This is a genomic window from Kitasatospora sp. NPDC057542 (assembly GCF_042801945.1).
In the GTDB taxonomy this organism is placed as follows: Bacteria; Actinomycetota; Actinomycetes; order Streptomycetales; family Streptomycetaceae; genus Kitasatospora.
Window position 1 is genome coordinate 1 of record NZ_JBHVFE010000282.1, and the last position, 11,731, is coordinate 11,731.

Sequence of the window (11,731 nt, forward strand, 5' to 3'; positions counted from 1 at the left end):
GACCTTCGGCGGACCAGCCCGAGACCACCATCAGGCCGTGAGAGCCTTCTTGACTGCGTCCGTGAATGCCTGAGTCTTCACGATCTCCCGCGACAGCTCGCCCAGCTCGTTTTCTGCGGAGTCAACCATCTCGATGGCCTTGGCGAAGGCCTCAAGGGCTGTTGTCTCGTCCCACAGGCAGTTGCAGATCTTCGTGCAGTATCCCTCGATCTTATTCGCCGAGAAGGATGGCATGTCTGCGCCGGCGATGATGTAGCGAGCTGCCATGAGAAGTTGGTATCGCGCCGGCTTGTATCGGACCGGAAGGGCACCGTTCCGGAAGAGGTACTCCAGCTTGTACTGGGCGAAGGCGGCGGTGTAGTACGGGTCGAGTTTATGGTCCTTGTGGAAGATCCTCTTGCCGACCATGGCTCGCAGGTCTGCGTAGTAGCGACTTGCCTTGTGCGGCTCGTCCAAGAGCATTGCCGCAAATGCCTTGATCTGCTGCTGCTTTGAGACGATCCGGACTTTTTCAACTCCGATGGCCGAGCTGTACTGCCGGGACCGGCGCTCATAGTAGAGCTTCTTCTTGGACGGGTACGCGCCCATAAGGGCTTCGAGCTTCTTTTGGAAGCTGCTGAGGGCGTACAGATCCTCACTGGTGACGGCGGTCTGCCTATTGGTGGCGGTGATGACTGCGTTAATTACCTCTTCGTCCTGGGTGAAAATTACCTTCAATGGGACATGGACGCGATCTGTCAACTCGCTTCGCTCGTCAAAAAGGACGTGGCTTGTCTGGCAACCGTTGACGATCTGATAGTCCGAGATCTCGAACTTGTTGGCTGTTACCTGGAGGTCTCGGGTTACTACGGTGACCCCATTGTTGAGGACTGCAAAGCGATCATGCGTGGCTGACTCGCGAATAGTCTCCTGGATCTCTGTGTTTACGGGGTTGTAGTCCAGGAAGTCCCGGATGTTCTCTGTGAAGAGCGGCTTCCTGATGTTGTCGGATGGATCGACGATCAGGCGAAGGAACTCTGTAGCCGGCACGGTCCCAAGATACGCCTCATTCACGCCTGAAATCTCGGGGAGTACAACCCTGTTGACGAAGGAGAACTCGGTGGTCACGCTATTTTTGCTTCGCTGGTACGAGGTCTGAATCTCGTCGGCACCCATGGGTGCGAAGGTGACCGAATCCGAATGGAACAGGCTGAGAGACCTCAGCTCGCCCTCCCACTTTTTGACCTTACTGACAATATGGGCGTCGTTCTTCCACTCTCCGGTGGTGACGTAGCTCAGGCGGCAGGAGGGCTTGTTCTTGCGGAATCTAGTGCTGTTATTGTAGATCTCCTGCATGGTTGCACGTGCATTCTCGATGTTCTCATTGACGGGCACTTCGAGGTCTTCGGAAAAGAAGTCCTTGATGCCCTCGAAGAAGCTTCGAATCTGCTCGGCGCTGAAGTTTCCGCCACTCTTCGCCTGGACGAACGAGAATGTGACATCCATGGTCCCATTAACGGTGAGCAGGTCTTGGACTTCTTCCGGGGAGGTGACCAGCGTGCCATTGATCAAGATGGCGATCCCGTCGATCCCGAGATCATTCCCCCCGCCCATGTGTACATCATCGAGCAGGAATTCGTCATCGTGGATATCGGACGTAACGCAGAAGTTGGCGAAATGCTCGAAGGTCTCAGATTCGGAACTCCCATCCAGGGACTGATCCCTCTTGAACTGCTCGACATACGACTTGGTTACCCGGTCCACGACGCCTCCTTATGGCCACGCAGAACCATATCCTCATCACCTGGTTCAGTGAAGCCATTAGCCGAGCGCCGCTCTCGGGAAAGAGATGACATGTGCCAGCGGGTCGGCCGACGACTGGGCAGCCGTTCACTCGAATGGGTGATTTCTAGCTCGCGCGTGTTCGCGGCAAACCGCAGGTGAGACATGGTGCTGCCCGGATAACGGTGTGTGGGTCAGAGCCGTCCAACTCGGGGCCGAACACGTGCTGTTCCTGCCCGACGCCGAGGCCTGGTTGCTCGACCGGATCGCCGATGCGGCCGAGGGCGTCGGCTGCCCGGCGGTCACCGTGGCGGTGCTCGGCGGGTCCGGCGGGGCCGGGGCCTCGACGCTGGCCTGTGCGCTGGCGGTCACGGCCGCGCGGGCGGGCCGGCGGACGATGCTCCTGGACGGCGATCCGCTGGGCGGGGGCATCGACATCCTGCTCGGCGGTGAGCGGGTCAGCGGGTTGCGCTGGCCCGATCTGGCCGGCTCCCGAGGGCGGGTCAGCGGGGCCGAGCTGGCCCGGGCGCTGCCGGCGCTCAAACGGCTCTCCGCGCTGTCCTGCCTGTCCTGGGACCGCGGCGACACCCTGACGGTGCCGCCGGAGGCCATGCGCAGCGTGCTGGCCGCCTCCAGGCGGCGCGGCGGCCTGGTGGTGGTCGACGTGCCCCGTCACCTCGATGCGGCTGCCGGGCAGGCGCTGGAGCAGTCCGACCTGGCGCTGCTGGTGGTGTCAGCCGAGCTGCGCGCAGTGGCCGCCGCCGACCGGGTCGCGGCGGCGGCCCGGATGCGGCTCGGGGACGTCCGGGCCGTGGTGCGGCCGGTGCGGGTCGGCGGGCTCCCGGCCCGGCAGATCGTCCGCGGGCTGCGGTTGCCGCTGGCGGGGGAGCTGGAGCCGGAGCCGGGCCTGGCCCAGGACGTCGTGAAGGGCGTCCCGCCCGGGAGCCGGGAGAGCGGCCCGCTCGCGCGCTTCTGCGCGAGCTTCCTGAACGAGGTGCTGCCGCCGGTGCCGGCGGTCGGAGGAGGTGTGTACTGATGGTCCGTCTGCGTAGAACGGTCCTTCGGAGCGGCTCGCCGGGCCCGGGCGACGGTGCGCGGGAGCACCGGCCGCTGCGGAGCGTGCCGTCGCCCGGCGGGCCGCCGGAGCCCGGGCACGGGCCCTGCCCGTACGGCCGGACGGCTCGCGAGCAGCAGACGGCGACCCTGGTGGACGCGGTCCGGCTGCGGCTGGCCGAGTCGGGGGCAGCCCCGACGGCCGGCTCGGTCGCGGCCGCGCTGCGGGCCACCCGCCCGCCGCTCGGCGGGGACGAGGTCCTGGACACCGTGCGCTCGCTGCGCGCCGAACTGGTGGGTGCGGGCCCGCTGGACCGGTTGCTGGCGGCGCCCGACGTCACGGACGTCCTGGTGAACGGTCCGGACGAGGTGTGGGTCGACCGTGGCGGCGGCCTGCAGCGAGCCACCGGAATCCGCTTCGCCGACGCCGAGGCGGTGCGGCGGCTGGCCCACCGGCTGGCCACCGCGGCAGGCCGGCGGTTGGACGACGCCCGCCCGTGGGTGGACGCCCGGCTGCCGGACGGCACCCGGCTGCACGCCGTGCTTCCGCCGATCGCGGCCGGCTGCACGCACATCTCGCTGCGGGTCTGCCGTCCCCGGCCGTTCACGCTCGACGAGTTGGTGGCGGGCGGGTCGCTGCCACCGGAGGGTGCGGAACTGCTCGCGGGCATCGTGCGGGCCCGGCTGTCGCTGCTCGTGTCCGGCGGGACGGGCTCGGGGAAGACCACGCTCCTGTCCGCCCTGCTCGGCCTGGTCGGGCCGGACGAGCGGATCGTGGTCGCCGAGGACTCCGCCGAGCTGCAACCGGACCACCCGCACGTGGTCCGGTTGCAGAGCCGGCCGCCCAACCAGGAGGGGCTGGGCGAGCTCACCCTGCGGGACCTCGTCCGCCAGGCGCTGCGGATGCGCCCGGACCGGCTGGTGATCGGCGAGGTCCGTGGGGCCGAGGTGTCGGACCTGCTGGCCGCGCTGAACACCGGGCACGAGGGCGGCTGCGGCACGTTCTCTGAACTAGTGGTGTGAGCGCACACGTTCGCCTGGCCCAGCCGGGCGATGATGCTGCTGGCCTCGGCTGGTGGAAACTACGCCCTCGGCTCGCTGCGCTCCTGGCCCATGGCGTAGCGATCTGCCGCTGTGGGCATGCTGAGCACCAATCGTGAGTCCAGCAGATCCACGGGGGTGCTCTGCCGATGTCCGATCCCAACAACCCGTTGCAGCCGTGGCAGCCATGGATGTCCATACGGGAGCAGGAGCGGATCAAGCGGGAGCAAGAGCGGCAGGAGCGGATCAGACGGGGCGAAGTACCGGACAACACCGACTGTTGCAGCTGCCTGATCCTGTTCGCCTTGTTGATCCTCGGGGCCGTCGCGGGGGTGCTGTCCATCGTGCTTTGAGTACCGGCGGGCCTCTCAAGGCGGCGGCTCCGCCAGCGTGCTGGCGGAGCCGGGGTCAGGTGGCTCGTGCGGCGATCTCGCCGAACGAGGGCATTCCTAGGTAGATCGACTGTCTTGCCCTTGCCGTCTGTGAGTCCATCTGGGCGAGCTTGTCCTTGGCTCCTTCCAGGCTGGTCTCCAGGCCCTTCACGTCGCCGAGCCATCCTTCTCGTTGAGCCTCGGCGATACGGTCGACGATGTTGTCCCTGATCTCGACGAGCCGCCGTCGCTCGCCCGGATCGGGGCGGAGCATCGGGCAGCGGATGCAGGCGTGCTCATGGATGCATGCCGTTCCGAATGCTCGTCCGCAGGCGCCGATGGAGAGTTTGCGGAGCTCGAAGTGCCCCAGGAACTCGTCCCATTCGGCGTCGGTCGGCCTGCGGTACTCCTCGCTGGGACGCGTCGACCGGCGCCGTGCGATGAACGCGCGGTGGGCCTCGATGGCCTCCGTGGGGTAGATCGCCTTGTAGCGCATGGTGGTCGAGATGTCGTCGTGGCCGGCGATGACCTGTGCGATGTGGGGCGGCAGGCCGTTCATGATGGCGTCGGTGATGAAGATCCTTCGGAAGTCGTGGGGCTGGTAGTTGAGCGGCTGGCCGGTGTTGTCGGTCAGGCCGGCGAAGTCGAGTGTCTCGTTGAGAGCCCGGCGGATCGTGGTCTGGGAGATGGACCTGTCCTGGCCGCCCGTGCGCCACTGGAACAGCAGCGGCATGGGCGGGTTCCAGACCCTCTCGGCGTGGTCGTAGGAGCGGACGAGCGGGACGGTCCCGGAGGCGTCGCGGACTCGGCAGACGATGGCGCTGAGCACGTCGGCCAGCTCGGGGCTGACGAGCAGGAGTCGTTCCTGGTCGGTCTTCGAGGGGGCGATCTGCAGGAGTGGAACGAGCTCCCCGGTGGTGGGGAGCGTGTACTGGGTGATGCTGTGGTGGCTGACCTCCAGCATCTCCTCGATCCGGACGCCGGTGTGGCGGAGGAACTCCACCGTCGCCCAGGCCCAGAAGGCCCGGTGCTCGGCATAGCCGAACGTGCACCGACGTCCTTCTTCGTTGTAGACGGTGTTGGCGGCGACCCCATCGGACCAGCGGGGGTGCTTGACGCGGGTGTAGGTCTTGCCGAGGACCGTGAACGGGGCTCCGGGCGCGACCTCAAGGGCCGCCTCGTTCCGTGTCCTGGCCTCCTTGCGCTGCCGGTCCGCGGCCTCGACGAGGGCGGGCAGAACCGGGAGCCGTTCCCGGGTTCGCTGGTCAGCCTTCGCCTTCTGCCGCTTGGCGTGCTTCTTGTGGGACAGCTCCGATTCCTTGATCGGGTTGGGGGCCACCCAGGGCCCCCACCGTCCCGGTTCCTCGGCCGCCCACTGCGAGATGTCGAGGTAGAAGGCGCGGACGAGGTTCAGCACCGCCATGGCGCTGTGCCGTTCGGTGGTGATCTCGATGAAGCTGCCGTCGGGCTGCCGCTTGCGGCGGGTCTTGGTGCGGATGCGCTCCTTCCAAGCGGTCGCGATGTTCTTCGGAAGTCGTAGGGAGTCGATCCCTGGGTGGTGACGTTCGAGGTCGGCCCAGAACAGCTGGGCGAGGTTGCGCGACAGGCCCTCCAGGGACGTGTAGTCCAGGGACGGTTGGCGTTCGGTGAGATAGTCCACGATCACGTCGCGGACCGGGCGGCACTGCAGTTTGTAGCGGTCCACCAGCTCTTCGACGCTGACCTGGCCGGCCCGTCGCTTGAAGTCGCGCAGGGTGGCCGGTGCGTCCGGTGGGAGTACCTCCAGCTCCTTGAGCCAGAGGTAGAACAGCGACCGGCCGGCACCGGAGGACATGACCTCGGTTTCGATGCCGCGGAGTTCAAGGCAGTCACCGACGGTGATGTCGCGGACCCTGCCGCCCTTGGCCAGGATGATCGTGGCGATCTGGTTGCGGGCTTGCAGGCCGATCTTGGCGTCCCAGATACCCGGGACGGCCTGTGCTTCCAGGGCGGCGAAGCCGTCCGGGTCGCGGTGCTCGGCCACGATCTGGCGCATGTGCCGCGAGCGGCGGGTCAGCAGCCAGGCTGCATCGGGCCGAATCACGTCTGCGCAGGCCAGCCCGAGGATTCCGGCTCGCAGGACGCCGTCGGAGACTGGGGCCAGGTGCTGTCGGACCCAGGCTTCGAGGTCGGGCAGGCCGGCGGCGAAGTTCTTGTCCAGCGGGCTGTTGCGCCAACGCTGTTGCCAATTCTCGCCTTCGAACTGCTCAAGCCACCGCATCACGAGGCTGGCTCCGCGCCGGCGTGTGTATTGCGTGTTCTTCGAGGTGCCCTTGAACAGCTCGTTCAGCCGGTCAAGAACGGTGTCGCTGTCGGCCGTGGTCTCCGGCCAGGTATCCGGGACGGGCCGCGGCGGGTATGCCTTCTGCAGGGCCCTGTAGAGCGATCCGTGGAGCGCGAGAACAGGGCCTTGAGCTGGCACTTTGGCCAGCAGCTTCGTGGTCGTCATGACCGGCCGAACAGGACGTCCAGGCTCGCCGCGTTGTAGCCCGGGGCCGGCGGCCTCGGCGCGGGGAGCTGCCCAGCGGCCTGGCGGGCATGGTGGGCGAGCAGTTGCTCGACGATCTCGTCCTGGCTGGCGGCCAGGTAGATCTCCGTGGTGGACAGGTGAGCGTGATTGAGGACCCACTGGACGTCGGTGAGCGACAACTCGGGGTCGCGGGCCATGCGGTAGGCGGCGGTGTGCCGGAGATCATGAAGGGTCCAGTTCGACCCGAGGAGCTCGTTGGCCCGGTTGAACATGGCCCTGGCCGCGTCGTAGTTCAACGGGCGCCAGGGCCGCCTCAGCGTCCACCAGAGGGTCTGGTGGCGCCCCTGGAGCACCCCGGCTCGCCGGGCCTCATCCTGGGCCAGGCGAAGCCAGACGAACGCGTCCGTGGACGCAGGGACCTCCTGGTACTCGCGGCTGCCCTTGCGGGTCACGCCGATCAGTTGCTGGCCCGGATGGGCGTCCTTGGTCTTGCTGCCGAGCAGTTCCTCGGCCCGGACCCCGGTGGAGACCCAGAACGCCAGCAGAGCCCGGTCTCGGTTGTGCCTCAGCGCGGCGAACAGGGCGTTGAACAGTTCGTCGGGGATGCGCTTCGGGATCCGCTTGGGCACGGTCGGGCGGTAGCGGCCCGTCCGCTCGTTGAGGAAGACCTCCATGGGGTTGTGGTGGGCGTTCGGCCGTTTCGCTGCCTGGGCCCGGCGGGAGCGCCGGGACCGGTCGAGCGGGAACGGGTTGAGCAGTGGCCCGGCACCCTCTTCGCAGTGGAAGTCGTAGAACAGCCGGATGGCCGTCTCGCTGTGGGCCCTGGTCGTCGGCGCGTATTTCTCGCCCGGACCGGCCTTGCCCGTCACCGGGTTCGGGGTGCCGCGGTCCGGCCGGTTCTGCTTCGGGATCCCGCCGGGCGGTAACCCGTACTTCTGGTAGCGCCAGTGCAACCGCACTGGTTTGTCTGCGAGTTGGAGCCACCGGGTGAAGTCCCGGGCATCGGTCCGGGCCGCCTTGTCCCAGGGGATCTCCAGTGTCCACAGGAACCTGTGCCACCGCAGAAGGTCCATGCCGTACGACCGGATCGTGCCCGGCGGCTTGGAGCATGCCTGCAGTTCAGCGAACCAGTCGGCCACCGGCTCGACGACGGCGCCTGCGGGGTCGAGCAGCCTGTACGGCTCCTCGGCCTTGCCTGTCTTCTCCAACCGGCCGGTCTGTGGCACGGACAGGTTGACCAGGTCCCTACGAAGTACTTCAGGTGAGTTCACGGACGGGCTAACGCATGAACCCTGATCTAGTCACTGACCTGCGAAAACTTCCAAGTTAGTTCGGTCAACAGGCAGTCCACGCCAACACGGCGGCGGACGTGCCGGTGCGGCTGGAGGCACTGGGCTCGCTCGCCGGTCTCGACCGGCCGGCGCTCCACAGCCAACTGAGGGCCGCGCTCGACGTGGTGGTGCACCTGGTCCGCGATCCGGCCTCGGGGCGGCGCAGGGTGGCGGAGATCCACACGCTGACCGCGGCCGGCGACGGGTCGGCCGTGACCACACCTGCGGTGGCCTTCCCGACATCCGGCGGCTTGCGCCCCGGCACGGGATGGGAGCGGCTGGTCGGACTGCTGGCGGCACGCGGGGTGTCGCTCGGATCGGGGCGGTCGTGATCGCGGTGACGGCGGCCGGGCCGGCGGGTGCGGACGTGCAGGTCGTGGAACTCGTCTTCGCCCTGCTGCTGAGCGGGTGTGCCGTGGGCGCCGTCGTGCTGCTCGGCGGCGCGGTCCGGAAAGACCGACGACAACGGAGGTGAACGGCATGACGCAGAGTCAACTCGCGCTCTGCTGGACGGCGGTGCTGTGCCTGGTGGCCGTCGCCGCGTGGCGCGCGGTGCAGGAGCAGTTGCCGGGCGGGCGGCGCTCCAGGCTGGTGCTGGCGGGTAGCGGGCCTCCGGTGCGGGTGCCGGGCCCGGAGGTCGCGGCGCCGGCCCGGGGCCGGCTTCCGGAGTTCCTGGTGCCCGAACTGCTGCTCCTGCCAATGGGATTGGCTGCCGGGAAGGCCGCGGAGTCGCCGGTGCCGGTGCTCGCGGCGGCCCTCGCCGTCCTGCCGCTGCGCAGGTGGCGGCTGCGGCGACGCCTGGCGGCGGAGGCCCGGCACCGGGCCGCGGCCGTGGTGGACCTCTGCGCCGGCCTGGCGGGGGAGTTGCGCGGCGGGGCGACGCCGGAGCAGGCGCTGCACCTGGTCACCGCGCGGCTTGCTGCCGACCCGGAGGGGCTGCGCAGGCTCGGTGAGGAGCCGGTGGCCCGACTGGCGGCAGGCCGCTACGGCGGGGACGTGCCCGCCGCGCTGCACCTGCTGGCCGAACTGCCGGATGGCAGTGGAGCCGCGGCCGTCGCGGCCTGCTGGCGGGTGGCCGCGGACAGCGGGTCGGGGCTGGCAGCCGCGCTGGACCGGGTCGCGGAGGCGCTGCGCGGCGAGCGGGCGCTCGCGGAGGAGATCGCCGGGGAACTGGCCGGGCCGCGTACGACGATCGCCGTCCTGGCCGCGCTGCCGGGCGTCGGGCTGCTCCTCGGCGCGGCGCTCGGGGCCCGCCCGCTGGAGGTCCTGCTGCACACGCCGGCCGGACTGGGCTGCCTCGTGGCGGGGGCGGCCCTGGAGGGGCTGGGCGTGCTCTGGACGGCGCGCATCGTCCGGGCGGCGGCCCACGGCGCCCTGGAAGTGCCTCCGGGGCGGGGCGAGTGGTGTCGGGCCCCCGGCCGTTCGGTGCCCGCTCCTCGGGTGGGCGAACGGAACTGCGGGCTGTCACGGGTGCGGGCACGGGCACTCGGGGTGGGAACGGGGGCGAGGTGATGCGGGGCACCGAGTGGGCGGCGGTCGTCCTCCCGGCGGTTGCGGCCGCGGTGGTGTGGACGTCGGTGCGTGGCCGGGCGAGGCGCCGACGGGTGTTCCCCCGGGCGGCGGCCCGGGGGCGGGAGAGGAAGGGGAAGCGAACCGGGCTGACGCCCTTGGGCGCTGGGCGTCGACGACGGGTGGTGACGGCGGCTGCCGCCGGGCTCGCGGCGGTGGCGCTGCTCGGTGGCGGGGCCGGACTGACCGTCGGGGCGCTGCTGGCGCTGGGCGTCCACCGGTGGTCGGCCCGGGCGCGGTCGCCGGCCGATCGCCGGGCGGCCCGCGAGGAGCAGCTGCTGACCAGGCAACTCCCACTGAGCGCCGAGCTGTTGGCGGCCTGCCTCGGCTCGGCAGCGCTGCCCTCGGAAGCCGTGTCGGCGGTGGGCCGGAGCGTGGGTGCGCCACTGGGGCCTCGGCTGGTGGCGATCGGGGCCGAACTGGCCCTGGGCGCACCGCCGGAGCTGTGCTGGCGCCGACTGGGCGACCACCACCCGTCGCTGGCGCCGCTGGCGCGCTGCCTGGAGCGCAGCAGCCTCGGTGGCGTCCCCGCCGCCGGCCCGCTGATCGGGCTGGCCCAGGGGCAGCGCACGGCGGCTGCCCGTGCGGCCCACGCCCGGGTCCGCCGGGCCGCGGTGCTGGCCACCGCGCCGCTGGGGCTCTGCTTCCTCCCGGCCTTCGCCCTGATCGGCGTGGTGCCGGTGGTCGTCGGCCTCACCAGCCGCTTCGCCCAGGCGATGTGAACAAGAGCCGGTTGCACGAACACCAACGGACATCGAGTGACAGGAGAGTTTCATGACCGCAGTGATCGCGATCGGGCCCGGTGCCGGGCGTCCGCTCCGCTCGTCGGCCGGCGCGTGGCGGCGGAGGACCCGCCAGGCGGCCTGCCGGGTGCGCAGGGTGGCCCGGCTTCGGGGCCGCTCGGACGCCGGGATGACCACGGCCGAGTACGCCGTCGGGACGCTGGGCGCGTGCGCCCTCGCGGCCGGGCTGTACAAGGTGGTGACCAGCGAGGCCATCACCGGCGCGCTGACCGACATGCTGGTGCGGGCGCTCCATGCGGCCTAGGGGCTGCCGCCGACCTCCCGCCTGCGGGCCGCCCCTGGCCGGATGGTCCCAGGGCGCGAACGCACCGCGCGAGGTCGTCGCCGACCGCCGACGGCCCCCGGTCCGCCGGCCGGGAGGTGCCCTCACCGCCGCTAGGCGAGGCGCTCACCCCGGCGCCGCCCCGCCTGCCCTCCGGGCGGGCGGTGGGGGCCTGGAGACAGGCCCCGGCCGGGCGGGGGAGCGCGGTGCCGGCCGGGCGTGGTCGCTGCGCCCGGGGCGTCGCGGCGACGCGGGCTTCGTGACGGCGGAGACGGCGGTGGTGCTGCCGGCGCTTCTCCTGCTCGCGGCGATGCTGATCTGGGGCGTGCTCGCTGCGGCCGCGCAGATCCGCTGCGTGGACGCCGCCCGGGTCGGCGCCAGGGCGGCCGCGCGCGGGGAGACGGACGCCGCCGGGATCGCCCGCGCGGCGGCCCCGCCGGGCGCACAGGTCCGGGTGTCCTTGGCGGCAGACACGGTGCGGGTCGACGTGGAGGCGCCGTGTGCCGGGCCGGGCAGGCTCGGCGGGCTGCTCGCCGTCCGGCTCAGCGCGGCGGCGGTGGCGGCGCGGGAGGACGTTCTGGTGGCGGTCACGGACGGAGGCGGTGGCCCATGGCCGTCCTGAGCGGACTGCGGACGACGGCGGAGCGGGTGGCGCGCGCCCGTGCGGCCCGAGCGGCCGCGGCGGGCGGACGAGGGCCGGACGCCGGTTCGGCGACGGTCTGGCTGCTCGCCCTGGCGATGCTGGGCACGGCGGTGTTCGCCGCGACGATCGCGGTCGGCTCGGTGGTCGCGGCCCGGCACCGGGCCGAGTCGGCCGCCGACCTCGCGGCCCTCGCCGCGGCGGACCGGCTGCTGCTGGACCCGGACGGCGGCTGCGCCCGGGCCGCCGGGATCGTCGCCGCACAGGGCGCCGGGCTGGTGTCCTGTGCGGTCGACCAGTCGGCGGACGCCGTCGAGGTGGTGGCCGAGGTGGGGGTCCGCGGGCTCCCGGTCCGACTGCCGGTCGGCCCGGCGCGGGCAAGGGCCCGAGC

The 11,731-nt window shown here is 70.6% G+C and carries 11 protein-coding genes and 2 pseudogenes; 10 read left to right on the plus strand and 3 right to left on the minus strand.

Annotated features, from left to right (window positions below):
- Positions 1-30: 30 nt before the first annotated feature.
- The gene (locus ACFU7Y_RS28935) at positions 31-1,743 is read right to left on the minus strand and encodes an AIPR family protein (protein WP_380770149.1); all 1,713 of its coding nucleotides are present in this window, start codon (positions 1,741-1,743) and stop codon (positions 31-33) included.
- A 196-nt stretch (positions 1,744-1,939) separates the two neighbouring features.
- Between ACFU7Y_RS28935 and ssd the strand changes: the two are divergent.
- The 3 genes and pseudogenes from ssd to ACFU7Y_RS28950 form a co-directional block, all read left to right on the plus strand.
- Positions 1,940-2,797: pseudogene (gene ssd, locus ACFU7Y_RS28940) on the plus strand (septum site-determining protein Ssd); the annotation flags it as partial.
- Positions 2,797-3,816: pseudogene (locus tag ACFU7Y_RS28945) on the plus strand (TadA family conjugal transfer-associated ATPase); the annotation flags it as partial. The pseudogenes ssd and ACFU7Y_RS28945, both read left to right, overlap by 1 nt.
- Before the next feature lie 188 nt (positions 3,817-4,004).
- A complete protein-coding gene (locus ACFU7Y_RS28950) occupies positions 4,005-4,208 on the plus strand; it encodes a hypothetical protein (RefSeq protein ID WP_380770150.1) in 204 nt (67 codons plus the stop codon).
- A gap of 55 nt (positions 4,209-4,263) precedes the next feature.
- Here the strand turns inward: ACFU7Y_RS28950 and ACFU7Y_RS28955 are convergent, their stop codons facing one another.
- Together ACFU7Y_RS28955 and ACFU7Y_RS28960 are read right to left on the minus strand one after the other, a co-directional pair.
- Positions 4,264-6,486 carry a tyrosine-type recombinase/integrase gene (locus ACFU7Y_RS28955; protein WP_380770151.1) on the minus strand — a complete coding sequence of 741 codons (2,223 nt, stop codon included), beginning with the start codon at positions 6,484-6,486 and terminating at the stop codon, positions 4,264-4,266.
- 224 nt (positions 6,487-6,710) lie between these two features.
- The gene (locus tag ACFU7Y_RS28960) at positions 6,711-7,943 is read right to left on the minus strand and encodes a tyrosine-type recombinase/integrase (protein ID WP_380770152.1); all 1,233 of its coding nucleotides are present in this window, start codon (positions 7,941-7,943) and stop codon (positions 6,711-6,713) included.
- Positions 7,944-8,104: 161 nt separating this feature from the next.
- On the opposite strand from ACFU7Y_RS28960, the gene ACFU7Y_RS28965 reads away from it, so the two are divergent.
- From ACFU7Y_RS28965 to ACFU7Y_RS28995, 7 genes are all read left to right on the plus strand, one after another.
- Entirely contained in the window at positions 8,105-8,398 is a 294-nt protein-coding gene (locus ACFU7Y_RS28965; protein ID WP_380770153.1) for a hypothetical protein, read from the plus strand.
- A complete protein-coding gene (locus ACFU7Y_RS28970; RefSeq protein ID WP_224285481.1) occupies positions 8,395-8,541 on the plus strand; it encodes a hypothetical protein in 147 nt (48 codons plus the stop codon). The genes ACFU7Y_RS28965 and ACFU7Y_RS28970 overlap by 4 nt, the downstream gene beginning before the upstream one ends.
- A gap of 5 nt (positions 8,542-8,546) precedes the next feature.
- Entirely contained in the window at positions 8,547-9,578 is a 1,032-nt protein-coding gene (locus ACFU7Y_RS28975) for a type II secretion system F family protein (protein ID WP_380770154.1), read from the plus strand.
- A gap of 182 nt (positions 9,579-9,760) precedes the next feature.
- Positions 9,761-10,357 carry a hypothetical protein gene (locus ACFU7Y_RS28980; RefSeq protein WP_380770155.1) on the plus strand — a complete coding sequence of 199 codons (597 nt, stop codon included), beginning with the start codon at positions 9,761-9,763 and terminating at the stop codon, positions 10,355-10,357.
- Between the two features lie 52 nt (positions 10,358-10,409).
- Positions 10,410-10,682 carry a DUF4244 domain-containing protein gene (locus ACFU7Y_RS28985; protein ID WP_224285688.1) on the plus strand — a complete coding sequence of 91 codons (273 nt, stop codon included), beginning with the start codon at positions 10,410-10,412 and terminating at the stop codon, positions 10,680-10,682.
- Positions 10,683-10,959: 277 nt separating this feature from the next.
- Positions 10,960-11,322: a TadE family type IV pilus minor pilin gene (locus ACFU7Y_RS28990; RefSeq protein WP_380770156.1), complete on the plus strand. Its 363-nt coding sequence runs from the start codon at positions 10,960-10,962 to the stop codon at positions 11,320-11,322.
- Positions 11,310-11,731 (plus strand): Rv3654c family TadE-like protein (locus tag ACFU7Y_RS28995; protein WP_380770157.1); only part of this gene is annotated, 422 nt, incomplete at its 3' end. The genes ACFU7Y_RS28990 and ACFU7Y_RS28995, both read left to right, overlap by 13 nt.